Below are 17,919 nucleotides of genomic sequence, written 5' to 3' on the forward strand. Positions count from 1 at the left end.
GCCGAACGTGTTCATTTCCAATGCCTACGCCCAGGCGGCTGGCGCCGCACCCGCAGGCGGCTCGTCCCTGATGCAGCTGCTGCCGCTGGTGCTGATGTTCGTGGTGCTGTACTTCATCATGATCCGGCCCCAGATGAAGAAGCAGAAGGAGCACAAGGCGATGATCGACGCGCTGGCCAAGGGCGACGAGATCGTCACCGCCGGCGGCCTGCTGGGCCGGGTCACCAAGGTGGCCGAGTCCTTCGTGTCGCTGGAAGTGTCCTCGGGCGTCGAGGTCCAGTGCCAGCGCAGCGCGGTGGTGCAGGTCCTGCCCAAGGGCTCGATCAAGTAAGCCGGGCCGTCGCCCCGATTCCTTGCTGAACTCTTGCTCTCAGGCTGAACGATGAACCGCTACCCCTGGTGGAAGTACCTGATCCTGGCCATCGCGGTGGTGGCGGGGCTGCTCTACACGCTGCCCAACTTCTTCGGCGAGGCGCCGGCCGTCCAGGTCTCCAGCGGCAAGGCCACGCTGAAGGTCGACGCCGGTCTGGTGCCCCGGGTCGAGCAGGCCCTGCAGGCCGCCGGCCTGAAGCCCGACTTCGTCCAGCTCGAGGGCAACTCGGTGCGCGCCCGCTTCGGCGACACCGACACCCAGCTCAAGGCGCGCGACGCGATCGTTCGCGCGCTCAATCCCGATCCGGCCGATCCGGCCTACATCGTCGCGCTGAACCTGGTGTCGCGCTCGCCGCAATGGCTGACCGGGCTGGGCGCGCAGCCGATGTACCTGGGTCTGGACCTGCGCGGCGGCGTGCATTTCCTGATGCAGGTCGACATGGCCGCAGCGCTGACCAAGAAGACCGAGTCGCTGTCCACCGACGTGCGCACGCTGCTGCGCGACAAGTCGATCCGCCACGCCGGCATCCAGCGCAGCGGCGACAGCATCGAGGTGCGCCTGCGGGACCGCGAGGCCCAGGCCAAGGCGCGCGAGGCGCTGACGCTGGCCCAGGCCGACATGCTCTGGACCGAGGCCGGTGACGCCGCCGAGCCCCGGCTGATCGGCCGCATCAAGCCCGAGGCGGTCCGCAACGTCCAGCAGCAGGCGCTGACGCAGAACATCAACACGCTGCACAACCGCATCAACGAGCTGGGCGTGGCCGAGCCGGTGATCCAGCAGCAGGGCGCCGACCGCGTGGTCGTGCAGCTGCCCGGCGTGCAGGACGTGGCCAAGGCCAAGGACATCATCGGCCGCACCGCCACGCTGGAAGTGCGCATGGTCGACGACGGCCCCGAGGCGCAGGCCGCGCTGGGCGGCGGCGCCCCGGTGCCCTTCGGCACCGAGCGCTTCCTGGAGCGAGGCGGCGTGCCCATCATCGTCAAGCGCCAGGTGGTGCTGACCGGCGAGAACCTGACCGACGCGCAGGCCGGCTTCGACGACAACCAGCAGCCGGCGGTGCACCTGACGCTCGACGCCCGCGGCGCGCGCATCTTCCGCGACGTCACCCGCGAGAACATCAACAAGCGCATGGCCATCCTGCTGTTCGAGAAGGGCCGGGGCGAGGTCGTGACGGCCCCCGTGATCCGCTCGGAGATCGGTGGCGGCCGGGTGCAGATCTCCGGCTCGATGACGCCGGTCGAGGCGGCCGACACCGCGCTGCTGCTGCGTGCCGGTTCGCTGGCTGCACCGATGGAGATCATCGAGGAACGCCTGATCGGCCCCAGCCTGGGCGCCGAGAACATCGCCAAGGGCTTCGACAGCGTGCTGTACGGCTTCCTCGCCATCGCGGTCTTCATGTGCGCGTACTACATGCTGTTCGGCGTGTTCTCGACGCTGGCGCTGGGCGTGAACCTGCTGCTGCTGGTGGCGATCCTGTCGATGATGCAGGCCACGCTGACGCTGCCGGGCATCGCCGCGATCGCGCTGGTGCTGGGCATGGCGATCGACGCCAACGTGCTGATCAACGAGCGGGTGCGCGAGGAGCTGCGTGCCGGCGCCTCGCCGCAGATGGCGATCCACAAGGGCTACGAAGCCGCCTGGGGCACCATCCTGGACTCGAACGTGACCACGCTGATCGCCGGCGTGGCGCTGCTGGCCTTCGGCTCGGGTCCGGTGCGCGGCTTCGCGGTGGTGCACTGCCTGGGCATTCTCACCTCGATGTTCTCGGCGGTGCTCTTCTCGCGCGGTCTGGTCAACCTCTGGTACGGCCGCAAGAAGAAGCTGCAGGGCGTCTCGATCGGCCAGGTCTGGAAGCCGGCCGCGCAGCCGGGATCGGCCGACGCCGCCCCGGCCGTCACCTCGCCCAAGGCCTGAAGGGAGTCACCTCATGGAATTCTTCCGCCTGCGCCGCGACATCCCGTTCATGCGGCATGCGCTGGTGTTCAACATCATCTCCTTCGCCACGTTCGCGCTGGCGGTGTTCTTCCTGCTGACCCGCGGGCTGCACCTGTCGATCGAGTTCACCGGCGGCACGGTCATCGAGACCGAGTACGCCCAGAGCGCCGACATCGCCAAGGTCCGCACCACCGTCGAGGCGATGAACTTCGGCGAAGTGCAGGTGCAGAAGTTCGGCACCTCGCGCGATGTGCTGATCCGCCTGCCGCTGCGCGAGGGCGTCAAGCAGAACGAGGTGGTCGGCCGCGTCTTCGCCCAGCTGTGCGCCGCCGAGGGCGGCCTGGTCAAGCCGGTGCAGATCACCACCGACAAGGGCGAGAGCATCAGCCGCCAGGTCTGCGAGGCCGGCAGCAACGGCAGCATCACCGAGCCGCTCAAGCTCACCCGCAGCGAGTTCGTCGGCCCGCAGGTCGGCAAGGAGCTGGCCGAGGACGGCCTGAAGGCGCTGGCCTTCGTGGTCGTCGGCATCATGATCTACTTGGCGATCCGCTTCGAGTGGAAGTTCGCGGTGGCCGCGATCATCGCCAACCTGCATGACGTGATCATCATCCTGGGCTTCTTCGCCTTCTTCCAGTGGGAGTTCTCGCTGGCGGTGCTGGCGGCGGTGCTGGCGGTGCTGGGCTACTCGGTCAACGAGTCGGTGGTGATCTTCGACCGGATCCGCGAGGCCTTCCGCAAGTTCCGCAAGATGAGCACGCCCGAGGTCATCGACCACGCGATCACCAGCACGATGAGCCGCACCATCATCACGCACGGCTCGACGCAGATGATGGTGCTGTCGATGCTGCTGTTCGGCGGCCCGACGCTGCACTACTTCGCGGTGGCGCTGACGATCGGCATCTGCTTCGGCATCTATTCGTCGGTGTTCGTCGCGGCGGCCATCGCGATGTGGCTGGGTGTCCGGCGCGAGGATCTGGTCAGCGCAGGCGCCAAGAAGGACCAGGATCCGAACGATCCGAACGCCGGCGCGGTCGTGTGAGGCATCGGCCTGCTGGTGTAAAGTAGTACACACTATTTTTCCAGATTTCGACGGTCGATTCCTCCTCCCCCACCTCTCCCATGGCTGCCGCAACCCCCTCCTCGCTGCTGGCCGCACAGGCGCGGCGACTCTACTGCGAGCAGCTCCAGCGGCTGATGCCCCGGGTGGCCGGCACGCTGACCGAGCGGGTGCGTGACCGCATCGCCGAGCAGGCCCGCACGCCGTCGGCACATCACGCGGTCTACCGCGATCTGCTGGTGGACCTGCCGCTGCAGTCCGGCCGCTGGGCCACCGCCTTCGGGCAGCAGCTCCAGCAGGCGGCAGCCGGTCGTCAGGTTGCTCCGCAGGGCGCGGGGCGCAATGCCACCCGCGCCGACGAGCTCGCGATCGTCGACGACGCCTCGGTCGACCAGGAGATCGTCGTCTCGCACATGGCGATGGCGCTGCTGGACAAGGCCAACTGGGAGTTCTCGGATCTGCGCTACCGGATGGCGGCGCTCGATCACCGCGACGAACTCGACGCGCTGGATGTGCTGCGCCCGCACGCGCTGGCCCGGGCGGTGTCGGAGAGCTGGTTCACCGCCGGCTTCAGTGCCGAGGCCTGGCGGGTCCTGCAGCCGATGCTGCACGAGGAGTTCGCGGCGCTCATCCATGAGGCCTATCACGAGGTCAATCGCTGGCTGATCGGGCAGGGCGTCTGTCCCGAGGTCAATCTGCGCCATTTCATTCGCCGCAGCAAGGACGACGGCCGCGTGTCGCGCGCGGGCGGCTTCTCGCCGGATCCGGCGGTGGGGGCTGCGCCCGCGGCGGCCCGGCCCGGGGGCCTGTCCCAGCCGCCTCAGGAGCGCTTTCCCTCTCCTGCCCATCTGAACCGCAGCGAGAGTCGCCCCGATTCGTCGACGCCGTCCCGCTGGGCTTCGGGCGGCGGTCCTGGTGCTGGCTCAGGCGCTGGTGGCGGGGCTGGCGGCTCGGGCGCTGGAGGCGGGAGTGCAGGCGGCACGGGGGGCGGCGCGGGCGGGGCGAGTGGCTCGGCCTGGGGCGGTGGCGGCGGGTCGGGCGGCGCAGCCCGTGCTGGCCAGCCTGGCGGCACGGCGGCGCCAGACAGCCGCGATGCCCATCTCTACGCGCCGACGATGATGGCGGATGTGTCGCCGCCGTCTTCCGCCGGTGCGGCCACCGTGCCGGTGCCGCTGCGCGACGTGCATGACGAGACGCGCATGATGACGCACTCGCCGGGCCTGCTGCGCAGCATCGAGCAGGCCGAGGCGGTGCTGGGCCGGCTCAATCGCCTGGTCGCGCGACAGGTGCCCGACTTCTACAGCTCGACCATCGCGCATCCGCATGTTCAGCCCTCGCCCGGGCTGAGCGCCGCGATCAGCGATGCCGAGCAGGCGGTGCGTCGCCGCTTCGACGGCGGTGCCTCCGCGGCCGGTGCGGCTTCGGGCGTGCCGGTGCTGTCGCAGGCGGTCGCGGTGTCGACGCCGGGACTGCTGCAGGAACTGCAGAGCCGCAAGGTCGCGCTCAAGCAGGCCGCGACCACGCCGGTCGAGCGCGCCACCATCGAGATCGTCGCGCTGATGTTCCAGAGCCTGCTGACCGAGGAGCGCATTCCGGCCAGCGTGCGGGTGTGGTTCGCGCGGCTGCAGATGCCGGTGCTGCGGGTGGCGATCGCCGAGCCCGACTTCTTCGCCACCATCGACCATCCGGCGCGCAAGCTGATCGACCGCATGGGCGGCTGCGTGATGGGCTTCGAGGTGGGTGCGGCCGGTGTCAGCGAGCCGATGGAGCGCGAGATCAAGCGTGTCGTCCAGGTCGTCGAGGCCTATCCGGACACCGGCCGGCGGGTCTTCCAGACGGTGCTGACCGAGTTCGAGCGCTTCATCGAGGAGTATTTCAAGACCGAGCATGTCGCCGCGAGCAAGGGCGTGTCGCTGGCGCAGCAGATCGAGCAGCGCGAGACGATGGCGATCCAGTACACCATCGAGATGCGCAAGATGCTCGACAAGGTGCCGGTGCACGACAGCGTGCGCCAGTTCCTCTTCCATGTCTGGGCCGACGTGCTGGCGACCACCGCGGTCAAGACCAGCGCCAGCAGCGAGCAGACCCGGGCGATGAGCAAGGTCGCCTCCGACCTGATCTGGCTGGCCAGCGCCAAGGTCTCGCGCGAGGAGCGGGCCGAGGCGATCCGCCGGCTGCCGCCGCTGCTCAAGCGGCTGCGCGAGGGCATGGGCTCGGCCGGCGTGCCGATGCCGCGGCAGGACGAGTATGTGCAGTCGCTCAACAATGCGCTGCAGGCGGCGTTCTCGGCGCGCACTGCCACCATTCCGACCGAGCGCCTCGACGAGCTGATGATGCAGCTCGAGGCGCTGGAGGATCTGCTGCCCGAGGCCGGCGACATCGAGATCGACGAGTCGATGGTGCGCGATCTCTCGGGCCACGAGACCCAGGATCTGGAGGTGGTCGCCGAGGGCGGCTCGATGCCGACGCCGGCGATGGTGGCCTGGGTGGCTGACCTGACGGTCGGCAACTGGTTCCGGCTCGACTACCGCGACCGCATCGAGCCGGTGCAGCTGGCCTGGCAGGGCAGTCGCAAGCAGTTCAGCCTGTTCGTGTCGGTGCAGGGGCGCGGCATCATGTTCCAGAAGCACCGCCTGGCCTCCTTCCTGCAGGCCGGCCTGCTGGTGCCCTTCGAGGAGGAGTCGCTGACGGTGCGCGCCACCCGCAACGCGCTGGCCAAGCTCGACGCCGATCCGGCGCGGCTGCTGCACTGAGGCGCTGCGGTCACGCCCGGCCTGGGCTTGTCAGTGGATGAGGCGGTCGGCGTCGTCGACGAAGAGCTCGTCGAGGATCAGCGCGTCGGGCTCCTCGCCCATGCTCCAGAAGACCATCAGCACGATGATCTTCAGGTCCTCGAGCGCCAGCGATCCGCCCGGTGCGGCCATCGCCCGGTCGACCGCGATCTCGCGCATGTGCGCCGGCAGCACGCCGGCCGATTCCAGGAAGCTCAGGAAGGCGATCGAGGCGGTGCCGAGCCGGTCCTGCTCCGAGGCGGTGTAGATGCGCATCGACAGCGCGCTCTGCATCTGCGCCTGGGTCTCGGCCACGCTGGTCAGGCCGTCGAGCCAGCTCAGCGCCTCCTCGATCTCGTCGCTCTCGAAGCCGACCGAGGTCAGCTTGCGCGACAGCTGGTCATGCTCCGGACAGGAGTCCGGGCGCCAGTAGTTTTCGTAGAGGTAGACGAGCACGTCGAACATGGATTCACTATACCCGAGGGCATGGTGACCCGGAGAACCCGTGCCGGCCGGCCCCCGTGAGCGGGGTCACGCACGATTCTGGCGTTGAAAGATCTGTCCGGGCAGCCGGACGATCTGCTCCAGCATTTCCAGCTCGAGCAGCCGGGCCTGCAGCTGCGGCGTGGCCCAGCCGGTGCGCGCCTGCAGCGCGTCCAGCGTGGCCGGACTCCAGCCCAGGGCCTGGAGGATCGGGTCGGAGACGTCGTCCTGCACATCGGGCGCAGTGGCCGCTGCCGCAGCCGTCCTCGGCATCTCGTCGGTGGCGGACGAGGAGGGGGCGGGCACCCGGCGCAGCGGCCGCAGGTCCTCCAGGATGTCCTCGACCGACTCGACCAGCCGCGCGCCATCGCGGATCAGCCGGTGGCAGCCGCGCGACTGCGGGCTGCGGATCGGGCCCGGGATCGCGAACACCTCGCGGTTGCTCTCCAGCGCCAGCCGCGCGGTGATCAGCGAGCCCGACTGCAGCGCGGCCTCCACCACCAGCGTGCCCAGCGACAGCCCGGCGATCAGCCGGTTGCGCTGAGGGAAATGCGGTGCCAGCGGTCCGGTGCCGAGCGCATGCTCGCTGACGATCAGGCCGCCTGCAGCGACGATGCGAGCGGCCAGCGCCTCATGCTGGCGCGGATAGCAGCGGTCGATGCCGGTGCCGATGACCGCCACCGTCGGCGCGCCGGCATCCAGCGCGCCCAGATGGGCGGCCGCGTCGATGCCCTGCGCCAGTCCGGAGACGATGCCCAGGCCGTCGCGACCCAGTCCGGCGGCGAACTCGCGCGCCAGCGCGGCGCCGCTGGCGGTCGGATGACGGCTGCCGACCAGCGCGATCAGATCGCGGTCGTTCAGGCGCTGCGGTGCGCCGTGCAGGTGCAGCAGCAGCGGCGAGTCGGGCATGTGCATCCAGCCCGGCGGGTAGCCCTCGTCGCCGAGGATCAGCAGATGGTGGTCGGGATGCGCGAGCCAGTCCAGCGTGGCGTCGACCAGCGCATCCAGTCCGTCGGGCGGCGAGCGCAGCGCCTGCACCAGCGCCTCGCCGACGATCTGGCGCTGTGCCACCGACGAGGCGGCGAACACGCCCTCGGGCGAGCCGAAGGCCGCGAGCAGCTGGCGCGCGCGCTGGCGGCCGCAGCCCGGCGTCTGCAGCAGCCGCAGCCAGGCGGCGATCTCGTCGGGCGCGTGTCCGGCCAGCGGCATCGTCGCGCTCCCGGCCCGGCTCAGGGCTGGGTGAAGCGGTCGCCGGGGCGCACCGCGGTCTGTGCGTCGAGGATCAGCGCGTAGGCCACCCGCTCGAAGACGCGGAACACGAACAGGTGTCCGTGCGTCTCGTCGGGCAGCTGCAGCGCGGCCCGCTGCGGGTCGGTGCGATCGGCGATGCGCTCGCCGGCGCGCTGGATCGCCAGCACATGGCCGCGCTCGATGCCGTCGACCCGGCCGCGGTTCAGCGCGACGATCTGGTTCTGGCCGGCCGACATGCCGTCGCCGTAGATCGAGACGATGCGTCCGGCGATCGGCGCCGAGGGCGCATGCGGGACGAAGTTGGTGGTGTCGCGGGTCGGGGCCTGCGCCAGGCGGTCGCCGGCGCCGGCTTCCTGGCGCAGCGTCGTCAGCACCACCGTGCCGGGCACGATCTCCTGGGTCTTGCCATCGGCGCTCGGAGTCACGCTGCCCGGACGGACATATTCGGCCGAGCCGACGAAGGCCGCCTCGTAGCCGAGCAGCGCCCGGGTGTCGGGATCGAGCAGCGGCCGGGCCTGGCGGAAGACGCGCCAGTTGCGCAGCGGCGGCATCTCGCCGCGCACATAGGCGGTGTCGCCACGGCCGAGCAGCACCCGGCCCTCGCGGCCGGCGACGATGCGCGGCGCCTTGTCCAGCTCGTCGGCCTCGAGCACGATCGCGTCGTTCAGGAAGGGCTCGATCAGATGCAGCGAGATCGAGGCGAGCGGCCCGTTGTCGACATCGCCCGCGCGCACCCGCGGCGAGAGCTTCACGGTGCCCGAGCCGGCGCGGCCGAACTGCAGCCGCGCGCGGCCGCCCTCGCGCACCAGCACCAGCTCCTGGCCCGGATAGATCAGGTGCGGATTGCGGATCTGCTCGAGGTTCATGCCCCAGAGTTCCGGCCAGCGCCAGGGGCTGCGCAGGAAGAGCTTCGAGATGTCCCAGAGCGTGTCGCCGCGGCGCACGACATGGCTTTCGGGCGCGTTGGGCGCCAGCTCGGAAAGCGGCACGCCGGCCTCGGCGACCTGTCGGGCCGTGCTGCGCTGCGCGGCAGTGACCGGATAATCGGGGGCTGCGTGAGTCGCCTGGAGCGACAGGCCCAGCAGCGTCGCCGCCAGCAGCCTTGAGGGGCTGGCGAGGGCGCGCCGGGTTCGAGCGTGCTCGCCGTGGCACAGGATCATGGAGTTCTTCTCCGTGCGCCGACCCGGCAGGCCCGCGCGAAACACTTCATTCAGACTCGTCGATTCTGCCCCCGAAGCCCTGAGGCTGCAATGAAATCGGCTGTTTTGCCACTTCTGCCGCTTCGGGCCTGCCCTTCACTGTCGCGTCGCGACCGATCGTCATCGTCATCGCCATGAGCCTGCTGACCATTCTTCGCTATCCCGATCCCCGCCTGAACAAGGTCGCCAAGCCGGTGGCGGCCGTCGATGCGCGCATCCGCACGCTGATCGACGACATGTTCGAGACGATGTACAAGTCGCGCGGCATCGGCCTGGCCGCGACCCAGGTCGATGTGCACGAGCGCCTGATCGTCATCGATGTCTCCGAAGACCGCACGGAGCAGCTGGTGCTGATCAACCCGGAGCTGATCGTGCGCAGCCCGGAGCGTGTGGTCGGCGACGAGGGCTGCCTGTCGGTGCCGACGATCTACGACAAGGTCGAGCGCCATGAGCGCGTCACGGTGCGCGCGCTCGACCGCGAGGGCCGCTCCTTCGACCTCGAGGCCGATGGCCTGCTGGCGATCTGCATCCAGCACGAGATGGACCACCTGATGGGCCGGGTCTTCGTCGAGTACCTCTCGCCGCTCAAGCGCAACCGCATCCGCACCAAGCTGCTCAAGCGCGGCCGCGACGACGAGGCGACGGAATGAGTGCGACGCCTGCCGCTGTCGCGCCGCTGCGCGTCGGCTTTGCCGGCACGCCGGAGTTCGCCCGCGAGGCGCTGGCGGCGATGCTGGCCGCCGGCATCTCGGTGCCGCTGGTGCTGACCCAGCCCGACCGCCCGGCCGGGCGCGGCATGAAGCTGCAGCCCTCGCCGGTCAAGCAGCTCGCGCTGGAGCACGGCATCGCGGTGGCGCAGCCGACCAGCCTGAAGCTCGACGGCCGCTTCCCCGACGAGGCGGCGGCCGCGCGCGAGGCGCTGCTGGCCGCGCGTCTGGATGTGCTGGTGGTCGCCGCCTACGGCCTGATCCTGCCGCGCTGGGTGCTGGCGCTGCCGCGCCTGGGCTGCCTGAACATTCACGGCTCGATCCTGCCGCGCTGGCGCGGTGCCGCGCCGATCCACCGCGCGATCGAGGCCGGCGACGCCGAGACCGGCATCACCATCATGCAGATGGACGAAGGGCTGGACACCGGCGACATGCTCTCGGTCGCGCGCGAGCCGATCGGCCCGGACGACACCACCGCGCTGCTGCATGACCGGCTGGCGCTGCTGGGCGGGCGCATGATCGTCGCGGCGCTGGCCGATGCGGCGGCCGGGCGCCTGCAGCCGGTGCCGCAGCCGCTGGAGGGCGTGAACTACGCGCACAAGATCGACAAGAAGGAGGCGGCGATCGACTGGACGCTGCCGGCGGCGGTGATCGCGCGGCGGGTGCGCGCCTTCGATCCCTTTCCCGGCGCGAGCTTCGTGCGCGGCGCCGAGACGATCAAGGTCTGGCAGGCCCGGCCGACGCCAGGGCAGGGCGCGCCCGGCGAGGTGCTGCCCGGCGATGCCGGCCTGCTGCGGGTGGCCTGCGGCGAGGGCGCGCTGGAGATCGAGCGGGTGCAGCGCCCGGGCGGGCGGCGCCAGCCGGTGCGCGAATGGCTGGCCGGCTGTGACATCCGCCCTGGCGAGCGGCTGGGCTGAAACGGGGCACCTCGCCCGGACTGCTCAAGTCGCTCCGGGCGACAGACGATAAGCGAGGCAGCCCCCGCCCTCCGCTTGCCCTTCCCCCGCCATGAGACTGCCGAGACTTTCCGTCATCGCCCTGCTCGCCGCGCTGCCCCTGCTGGCCAGCTGCGACCTGCTCGGCATCGAGTCCGGCGAAGCCGTCGCCGCCCGCAACGAGGCCGAGGGCAAGGCCATCGGCAGCGCCTGCCGCCACGCGATGCGTGCGATCGAGGACTGCTACACCCTCAATCCGAAGGCGGTCAAGGCCTCCGTCTACACCGGCTGGCGCGAGATGGATGAGTACATGCGCGAGAACAAGCTCGAGGGCATCGCGCCGGTCGTGCCGCGCCCGGTCGAGCCGTCGAAGAAGAAGAAGCCCAAGCCGGCCGAGGACGAGGAAATCATCGACGAGCCCAAGGCCAAGGCCGACGACAAGGCCCACGGCAAGTCGACGCACTGATCGATCCGCCGCACCCGGTCGACGCACCGGCCGCCATCGCGGCGCAATCCCTGAGGTCCGCGTGCCGGACCTGATCCGCAGGACCGCTCCCGATGTGACAATCGAGGGATGTCTTCCCCCGGCTCTCCTGCGGCCGCACTGAAGCGGCATGTGCAGTCCCTCTGTCGCCATCCGGAATTCCGGCGTGGCCTGCGGGACATGGCGCCGATGGTGCCGGGTCTGGCCGCCTGGGGCCTGGTCACCGGCGTGGCCATGGTGCGCAGCGGGCTCGATCCCTGGCTGGCGCTGCTGATGTCGCTGACCGTCTATGCCGGCTCGTCGCAGCTGGCCTCGCTGCCGCTGATCGCCGCCGGTGCGCCGATCTGGGTGGTGCTGCTGACCGGCTTCGTCGTCAATCTGCGCTTCGTCATCTACAGCGCGCAGTGGCGCTTCTATTTCGGCCACCTGCCGCGCTGGCAGCGCATGTCGCTGGGCTATCTGGGTGCGGATGTCAGCTACGCGATGTTCATGCGCCGCTGGCCCGAGCCCGAGCCGCAGTCGGGCCAGATCGCGTATTTTCTTGGCGGGGCACTGCTGCTGTGGCTGGGCTGGCAGATTCCGTCGATCCTGGGCATCGTGCTGGCCGATGGCGTGCCGGCGCAGTGGGGCCTGGGATTCGCCGGCACGCTGGCGCTGATCGGTCTGACCTGTTCGCTGCTGGTCGACCGCGCGACCTGGGTCTGCGCGGGCGTGGCGGCCGCCGCCGCGGTGGCGGCCTTCGCGCTGCCCTACAAGCTCAACATCGTCGTCGCGGTGGCCGCAGCGGTGGCCGCCGGCCTGATGATGGAGATGCCCGGCGGCGGGGGCGGGCGCCCGATCGGCGCGGTGCAGCCCGCCCGGCGTCCTTCCTGACCGATCCGTCCGCGGAGCACGAACGCACGATGTCCAGCCTCGAAGCCTTCTTCACCATTCTCGGCCTGGCGCTGGTCACCGTGCTGACCCGCGGCTTCCTGATGCTGCCCGAGCGCGAGCTGCCGATGCCGCCGTGGGCGCGGCGCGCGCTGAAGTACGCACCGCTGGCCGCGCTGGTGGCGATCATCGCGCCCGAGGTGCTGATGAAGAACGGCGCGCTGATCGCCACGCCGCTCGACGCCCGGCTGATCGGCGCGGCGGTGGCGGTGGCCTGGTTCTTCTTCCGCCGCGGCATTCTCGGCACCATCGTCGTCGGCATGGCGGTCTTCCTGCCGCTGCGCATCGGGCTGGGCTGGTAGCCCGGACCGCGCCCGCCCCGCCCGCCCCGGCTTGTCCTCTTCCTTTCCCTGTTTCATCAACTCCGCAACAGCGACCCACCATGAAAGTTCTCCGCCTCCAGGACCTGATCGCCGACGGCCAGATCGCCGGCAAGCGCGTCTTCATCCGCGCCGACCTGAACGTGCCGCAGGATGACGCCGGCAACATCACCGAGGACACCCGCATCCGTGCGTCCGTGCCGTGCGTGAAGATGGCGCTCGACGCCGGTGCCGCCGTGATGGTCACCAGCCACCTCGGCCGCCCGACCGAAGGTGAATTCAAGCCCGAAGACACCCTGGCGCCGGTCGCCGCCCGCATGAGCGAGCTGCTCGGCCGCGAGGTCCGGCTGGTCTCGAACTGGGTCGACGGCGTGGACGTCGCCCCGGGCGAGGTGGTGATGCTCGAGAACTGCCGCCTGAACAAGGGCGAGAAGAAGAACAAGGAGGATCTCGCGCAGAAGATGGCCGCGCTGTGCGATGTCTTCGTGCATGACGCCTTCGGCACCGCGCACCGCGCCGAGGCCTCGACCTACGGCATCGCCCAGTTCGCCCCGGTCGCCTGCGCCGGCCCGCTGCTGGCCGCCGAGATCGACGCCATCTCCAAGGCCCTGGCCAACCCGAAGCGCCCGCTGGTGGCGATCGTCGCGGGCTCGAAGGTCTCGACCAAGCTGACCATCCTGAAGGCCCTCTCCAACAACGTCGACGGCCTGATCGTCGGCGGCGGCATCGCCAACACCTTCATGCTGGCTGCAGGTCTCAAGATCGGCAAGAGCCTGGCCGAGCCGGATCTGGTCGGCGAGGCCAAGGCGGTGATCGAGGCGATGGCCGCGCGCGGCGCCGCCGTGCCGATTCCGGTCGACGTGGTCTGCGCCAAGACCTTCTCGGCCGACGCCGAGGCGACCGTCAAGGCCGCCACCGATGTCGCCGACGACGACCTGATCCTGGACATCGGCCCGAAGACCGCCGAGATCCTGGCCGCCCAGCTCAAGGCCGCCGGCACCATCGTCTGGAACGGCCCGGTGGGCGTGTTCGAGTTCGACGCCTTCGCCAAGGGCACCGAGACGCTGGCGCGCGCGATCGCCGAGTCGGAGGCCTTCTCGATCGCCGGCGGCGGCGACACGCTGGCCGCGATCGCCAAGTACGGCATCGACAAGGACGTCGGCTACATCTCCACCGGCGGCGGCGCCTTCCTGGAAGTGCTGGAAGGCAAGACCCTGCCGGCGTTTGAGATTCTGAGCCAGCGCGCCGCGGGCTGATCCCGCGCGCTCACGCCGGGCCGCGCGCCCGGCCTCGGCAGACGCAGGCCCGTCACCGCAAGGTGGCGGGCCTGTGCCGTTCTGGCACAGGCGGGTGTTCCGGTGCATCTTCATGCCTTTTCTGCATGAGCACTGCGGCTGGCGGCATGAACCCCGCTTTCAGGCCCTTGCGCACGGGAAGTACCCATGCGGGCCGCTTTCGTCGGCAGTAATCTGCGCTCCCCTTGTTGATTTGTGTGCTTCAGGAGCGCCCTCGATGACCCAACCCTTGTCGCCCGCCGAACAGGCTCTGCATGATGCCGCGCTCGAATATCACCGCGCGCCGGTCCGGGGCAAGATCGCCGTCACCCCGCTCAAGCCGCTGATGAACCAGCGCGACCTGTCGCTGGCCTACTCCCCCGGCGTGGCCTATCCCTGCCTGGCCATCGAGCAGGATCCGTCCAAGGCGGCCGAGTACACCTCGCGCGGCAATCTGGTGGCCGTGGTCACCAACGGCACCGCGGTGCTGGGCCTGGGCGACATCGGCCCGCTGGCGTCCAAGCCGGTGATGGAGGGCAAGGGCTGCCTCTTCAAGAAGTTCGCCGGCATCGATGTCTTCGACATCGAGCTGGCCGAGCGCGATCCGGACAAGCTGGTCGAGATCATCGCCTCGCTGGAGCCGACGCTGGGCGGCATCAACCTCGAGGACATCAAGGCGCCCGAGTGCTTCTACATCGAGAAGAAGCTGCGCGAGCGCATGAAGATTCCGGTCTTCCACGACGACCAGCACGGCACCGCGATCATCTCGGGCGCGGCGCTGCTCAACGGCCTGGAGCTGGTCGGCAAGAAGATCGGCGAGGTCAAGATGGCGGTGTCGGGCGCCGGCGCGGCGGCGATCGCCTGCTTGGACCTGATGGTCGGCCTGGGCGTGAAGGTCGAGAACATCTTCGTCTGCGACTCCAAGGGCGTGATCCGCGAAGGCCGCGGCGACCGCCTCGACGAGTCCAAGCAGCGCTACTGCCAGAAGACCGACGCGAAGACGCTGGCCGACGTGGTGCGCGACGCCGACGTCTTCCTGGGCTGCTCGGCCGCCGGCGTGCTGACCGCCGACATGGTCGCGACGATGGCCGACAAGCCGATCATCCTGGCGCTGGCCAACCCCGAGCCGGAGATCCGCCCCGAGATCGCCAAGGCGGCGCGGCCCGACTGCATCATCGCCACCGGCCGCTCGGACTATCCGAACCAGGTCAACAACGTCCTGTGCTTCCCCTACATCTTCCGCGGCGCGCTGGACTGCGGCGCCACGAAGATCACCGAGGCGATGAAGCTGGCCTGCGTGCGCGAGATCGCCGCGCTGGCCAAGGAAGAGACCAGCGACGAGGTCGCGGCCGCCTATGCCGGCCAGGACCTGAAGTTCGGCCCCGACTACCTGATCCCGAAGCCCTTCGACGCGCGCCTGATCCTGCGCATCGCGCCGGCGGTGGCCGCGGCCGCGGTCGAGTCGGGTGTCGCCGAGCGCCCGATCGCCGACCTGGACGCCTACCGCGACTCGCTGACCCGCTATGTCTACCAGACCGGCATGTTCATGCGCCCGGTCTTCGCCGCGGCCAAGCGCAACCCGGCGCGTGTCGTCTACGCCGAGGGCGAGGACGAGCGGGTGCTGCGTGCGGTGCAGGCGGTGCTGGCCGAAGGCATGGCCCGGCCGATCCTGGTGGGCCGCCCGGGCGTGATCGCCTCGCGCATCGAGCGCGCCGGCCTGCGCCTGAAGCCGGGCGTCGACTTCGAGGTGGTCAATCCCGAGGAGGACAGCCGCTTCCGCGCCTGCTGGGAGGAGTACCACCGCATCATGAAGCGCGACGGCGTCTCGGTCGAGGCCGCCAAGGCGGCGGTGCGCCGCTCGACCACGCTGATCGCCACCATGCTGCTGAAGCTGGGTCACGCCGACGCGATGCTCTGCGGCCTGCACGGCCGCTACGACACCCACTTCGAGTATGTGAAGAGCGTCATCGGCCAGAAGCCCGGTGCCAAGGTCTTCGCGACGATGAACGCGCTGATGCTGGAGGAGCACAACCTCTTCATCACCGACACCTTCATCAACGAGCAGCCCACCGCCGAGGAACTGGCCGAGATCGCGCTGATGGCCGCCGACGAGGTGCGCCGCTTCGGCCTGCCGCCGAAGGTGGCCTTCCTGTCGCACTCGATGTTCGGCACCTCGCACCGTCCGTCGGCGAAGCGGGTGCGGGCCGCACGCGATCTGTTCGTCGAGCGTGCGCCTGACATCGAGTGCGACGGCGAGATGCACGGCGACGCGGCGCTGTCGGAGGCGATCCGCCGCAACATCCTGCCGGACTCGAGCCTCAACGGCGCGGCCAACCTGCTGGTGCTGCCCAACATCGACGCCGCCAACATCCTGTTCAATGTGCTGAAGGTGACCGCCGGCAAGGGCGTGACCGTCGGACCGATCCTGCTGGGCTCGGCCGCGCCGGTGCATATCCTGACCCCGTCGGCCTCGATGCGCCGGGTGGTCAACATGACCGCGCTGGCGGTGGCGGATGCGGCAGAAGCACGGCGTTCTTCGTAACCACCTTGTTCTGAACGGCGGTCGATAATCCCTGGCACTGCGTTTTTTCGACACCCAGGAGACTGCCCGATGCCTCGCCACACCAAGATCGTCGCCACCCTCGGCCCCGCCTCGTCCGACCCGGCGGTGCTGGAGCGGATCATCCGCGCCGGGGTGGACGTCGTGCGGCTGAACTTCAGCCATGGCAAGGCGCAGGACCACATCGACCGCGCCACGCTGGTGCGCGAGGTCGCCGCCCGCGTCGGCAAGCCGGTGGCGATCATGGCCGACCTGCAGGGGCCGAAGATCCGCGTCGGCAAGTTCGCCGAAGGCAAGGTGATGCTGGAGCCGGGCGCGCCCTTCGTGCTGGATGCCAGCCGCACCACGCCGGGTGACCTCGAGGGCGTGGGCCTCGACTACAAGGAACTGCCGCGCGATGTGCGGCCCGGCGACACGCTGCTGCTCAACGATGGCCTGATCGTGCTGGTCGTCGAGCTGGTGCGCGGCGACAAGGTCCACACCGTCGTGAAGATCGGCGGCGAGCTGTCCAACAACAAGGGCATCAACAAGCAGGGCGGCGGCCTGACCGCCCCGGCGCTGACCTCCAAGGACATGGAGGACATCAAGACCGCGATGTCCTTCCAGTGCGAGTACCTGGCGGTGAGCTTCCCGAAGAGCGCCATCGACATGGAGATGGCGCGCCAGCTGGCCAATGTCGCCGGCGAGCCGTGGCGCCACAAGCCGGGCATGATCGCCAAGATCGAGCGCACCGAGGCCATCCCGCAGCTCGAGGCCATCCTGAAGGCCTCCGACGGCATCATGGTCGCGCGCGGCGATCTGGCGGTCGAGGTCGGCAACGCCGCGGTGCCGGCGCTGCAGAAGAAGATGATCCGCATGGCGCGCGAGATGGACAAGGTCGTCATCACCGCCACGCAGATGATGGAGTCGATGATCCAGAACCCGGTGCCGACCCGCGCCGAGGTCTCGGACGTCGCCAACGCGGTGCTCGATGGCACCGATGCGGTGATGCTCTCGGCCGAGACGGCCGCCGGCAAGTACCCGGTCGAGACAGTCGAGCAGATGGTGGCGATCGCCGAGGCGGCCGAGGCGGCCGAGGAAGTCCGCTTCGAGGCCGACATGGGCAGCCGCACCGTCGGCCGCATCGACCAGTCGATCGCGATGGGCGCGCTGTTCACCGCGCATCACCTGGGCTGCAAGGCCATCCTGGCGCTGACCGAGTCGGGCTCGACCGCGCTGTGGATGAGCCGCCACCGCATCGACGTGCCGATCTACGCGCTGACGACGCAGTCGCTGTCCGAGCGCAAGATGGCGCTCTACCGCAACGTGCGTCCGATCCTGATGCCCAAGTTCGAGGACCGCGACACCGCGCTGGCCGCAGCCGAGCAGCTGCTGGTCGAGCGCGGCGTGCTGCGTCCGGGCGACACCTACGCGATCACCTGCGGCGAACCGATGGGGTACCCGGGTGGAACCAACATGCTGAAGGTCTGCCGCGTCGGCTGAGGCCGCGGACTCGCCCGCGGTCTGCGGGCCGGCGATGTAACCCGACGGGGGTGGCGTGTAACTCGCCACCCCCGTTGTGCAAAATTGGCACGCATCGGGCCCCGGCCAAGGGGCTGCTTCAGCGGAAATCGCGCATCTGCACGATGGCGTGCCCGTAG

The 17,919-nt window shown here is 69.8% G+C and carries 16 protein-coding genes; 12 read left to right on the plus strand and 4 right to left on the minus strand.

Annotated features, from left to right (window positions below; translation table 11 throughout):
* Positions 1 to 7: 7 nt before the first annotated feature.
* From yajC to HZU84_RS05305, 4 genes are all read left to right on the plus strand, one after another.
* Complete coding sequence (yajC, locus tag HZU84_RS05290; protein ID WP_149504887.1) at positions 8 to 331, plus strand: preprotein translocase subunit YajC; 324 nt, start codon at positions 8 to 10, stop codon at positions 329 to 331.
* A gap of 51 nt (positions 332 to 382) precedes the next feature.
* Positions 383 to 2,287, plus strand: coding sequence for a protein translocase subunit SecD (gene secD, locus HZU84_RS05295; RefSeq protein ID WP_149504886.1), 1,905 nt, complete (start codon positions 383 to 385; stop codon positions 2,285 to 2,287).
* 13 nt (positions 2,288 to 2,300) lie between these two features.
* On the plus strand, positions 2,301 to 3,347 hold the full coding sequence (secF, locus tag HZU84_RS05300) for a protein translocase subunit SecF (protein ID WP_149504885.1): 1,047 nt from the start codon (positions 2,301 to 2,303) through the stop codon (positions 3,345 to 3,347).
* 80 nt (positions 3,348 to 3,427) lie between these two features.
* Positions 3,428 to 6,118 carry a DUF1631 family protein gene (locus HZU84_RS05305; RefSeq protein ID WP_149504884.1) on the plus strand — a complete coding sequence of 897 codons (2,691 nt, stop codon included), beginning with the start codon at positions 3,428 to 3,430 and terminating at the stop codon, positions 6,116 to 6,118.
* Between the two features lie 30 nt (positions 6,119 to 6,148).
* On the opposite strand, the gene HZU84_RS05310 is transcribed toward HZU84_RS05305, so the two are convergent.
* The 4 genes from HZU84_RS05310 to HZU84_RS20470 form a co-directional block, all read right to left on the minus strand.
* Entirely contained in the window at positions 6,149 to 6,601 is a 453-nt protein-coding gene (locus HZU84_RS05310) for a Smg family protein (RefSeq protein ID WP_149504883.1), read from the minus strand.
* A 66-nt stretch (positions 6,602 to 6,667) separates the two neighbouring features.
* On the minus strand, positions 6,668 to 7,828 hold the full coding sequence (gene dprA / locus HZU84_RS05315) for a DNA-processing protein DprA (protein ID WP_149504882.1): 1,161 nt from the start codon (positions 7,826 to 7,828) through the stop codon (positions 6,668 to 6,670).
* A 20-nt stretch (positions 7,829 to 7,848) separates the two neighbouring features.
* On the minus strand, positions 7,849 to 9,030 hold the full coding sequence (locus tag HZU84_RS05320; RefSeq protein ID WP_149504881.1) for a LysM peptidoglycan-binding domain-containing protein: 1,182 nt from the start codon (positions 9,028 to 9,030) through the stop codon (positions 7,849 to 7,851).
* Positions 9,031 to 9,076: 46 nt separating this feature from the next.
* The gene (locus tag HZU84_RS20470) at positions 9,077 to 9,199 is read right to left on the minus strand and encodes a hypothetical protein (protein ID WP_256365860.1); all 123 of its coding nucleotides are present in this window, start codon (positions 9,197 to 9,199) and stop codon (positions 9,077 to 9,079) included.
* Between the two features lie 4 nt (positions 9,200 to 9,203).
* Here HZU84_RS20470 and def point away from each other — a divergent pair, with 4 nt between their 5' ends.
* The 8 genes from def (at position 9,204) to pyk (ending at position 17,761) form a co-directional block, all read left to right on the plus strand.
* Entirely contained in the window at positions 9,204 to 9,719 is a 516-nt protein-coding gene (def, locus tag HZU84_RS05325; RefSeq protein ID WP_149504880.1) for a peptide deformylase, read from the plus strand.
* Positions 9,720 to 9,745: 26 nt separating this feature from the next.
* Entirely contained in the window at positions 9,746 to 10,693 is a 948-nt protein-coding gene (fmt, locus tag HZU84_RS05330; RefSeq protein WP_149505398.1) for a methionyl-tRNA formyltransferase, read from the plus strand.
* Positions 10,694 to 10,784: 91 nt separating this feature from the next.
* A complete protein-coding gene (locus tag HZU84_RS05335; protein ID WP_149504879.1) occupies positions 10,785 to 11,177 on the plus strand; it encodes a hypothetical protein in 393 nt (130 codons plus the stop codon).
* Positions 11,178 to 11,285: 108 nt separating this feature from the next.
* Positions 11,286 to 12,068 (plus strand): AzlC family ABC transporter permease, encoded by a 783-nt coding sequence (locus HZU84_RS05340; RefSeq protein ID WP_149504878.1) that lies wholly within the window; start codon positions 11,286 to 11,288, stop codon positions 12,066 to 12,068.
* A 29-nt stretch (positions 12,069 to 12,097) separates the two neighbouring features.
* Positions 12,098 to 12,427 (plus strand): AzlD domain-containing protein, encoded by a 330-nt coding sequence (locus HZU84_RS05345; RefSeq protein WP_149504877.1) that lies wholly within the window; start codon positions 12,098 to 12,100, stop codon positions 12,425 to 12,427.
* Positions 12,428 to 12,507: 80 nt separating this feature from the next.
* Complete coding sequence (locus tag HZU84_RS05350) at positions 12,508 to 13,701, plus strand: phosphoglycerate kinase (protein ID WP_149504876.1); 1,194 nt, start codon at positions 12,508 to 12,510, stop codon at positions 13,699 to 13,701.
* Positions 13,702 to 13,957: 256 nt separating this feature from the next.
* Positions 13,958 to 16,261: an NADP-dependent malic enzyme gene (locus HZU84_RS05355; protein WP_149504875.1), complete on the plus strand. Its 2,304-nt coding sequence runs from the start codon at positions 13,958 to 13,960 to the stop codon at positions 16,259 to 16,261.
* A 69-nt stretch (positions 16,262 to 16,330) separates the two neighbouring features.
* Positions 16,331 to 17,761 carry a pyruvate kinase gene (pyk, locus tag HZU84_RS05360; protein ID WP_149504874.1) on the plus strand — a complete coding sequence of 477 codons (1,431 nt, stop codon included), beginning with the start codon at positions 16,331 to 16,333 and terminating at the stop codon, positions 17,759 to 17,761.
* Positions 17,762 to 17,919 lie beyond the last annotated feature (158 nt).

The organism is Sphaerotilus sulfidivorans (assembly GCF_013426975.1).
GTDB classification, from domain to species: Bacteria; Pseudomonadota; Gammaproteobacteria; order Burkholderiales; family Burkholderiaceae_C; genus Sphaerotilus; species Sphaerotilus sulfidivorans.

Bases quoted from the DNA above. Each gene is read 5' to 3' on its own strand.
- secD (WP_149504886.1), top strand. From the start codon at position 383: ATGAACCGCTACCCCTGGTGGAAGTACCTGATCCTGGCCATCGCGGTG.
- secF (WP_149504885.1), top strand. From the start codon at position 2,301: ATGGAATTCTTCCGCCTGCGCCGCGACATCCCGTTCATGCGGCATGCG.
- HZU84_RS05305 (WP_149504884.1), top strand. From the start codon at position 3,428: ATGGCTGCCGCAACCCCCTCCTCGCTGCTGGCCGCACAGGCGCGGCGA.
- HZU84_RS05310 (WP_149504883.1), bottom strand. From the start codon at position 6,601: ATGTTCGACGTGCTCGTCTACCTCTACGAAAACTACTGGCGCCCGGAC.
- dprA (WP_149504882.1), bottom strand. From the start codon at position 7,828: ATGCCGCTGGCCGGACACGCGCCCGACGAGATCGCCGCCTGGCTGCGG.
- HZU84_RS05320 (WP_149504881.1), bottom strand. From the start codon at position 9,030: ATGATCCTGTGCCACGGCGAGCACGCTCGAACCCGGCGCGCCCTCGCC.
- HZU84_RS20470 (WP_256365860.1), bottom strand. From the start codon at position 9,199: ATGACGATGACGATCGGTCGCGACGCGACAGTGAAGGGCAGGCCCGAA.
- def (WP_149504880.1), top strand. From the start codon at position 9,204: ATGAGCCTGCTGACCATTCTTCGCTATCCCGATCCCCGCCTGAACAAG.
- HZU84_RS05335 (WP_149504879.1), top strand. From the start codon at position 10,785: ATGAGACTGCCGAGACTTTCCGTCATCGCCCTGCTCGCCGCGCTGCCC.
- HZU84_RS05340 (WP_149504878.1), top strand. From the start codon at position 11,286: ATGTCTTCCCCCGGCTCTCCTGCGGCCGCACTGAAGCGGCATGTGCAG.
- HZU84_RS05345 (WP_149504877.1), top strand. From the start codon at position 12,098: ATGTCCAGCCTCGAAGCCTTCTTCACCATTCTCGGCCTGGCGCTGGTC.
- HZU84_RS05350 (WP_149504876.1), top strand. From the start codon at position 12,508: ATGAAAGTTCTCCGCCTCCAGGACCTGATCGCCGACGGCCAGATCGCC.
- HZU84_RS05355 (WP_149504875.1), top strand. From the start codon at position 13,958: ATGACCCAACCCTTGTCGCCCGCCGAACAGGCTCTGCATGATGCCGCG.
- pyk (WP_149504874.1), top strand. From the start codon at position 16,331: ATGCCTCGCCACACCAAGATCGTCGCCACCCTCGGCCCCGCCTCGTCC.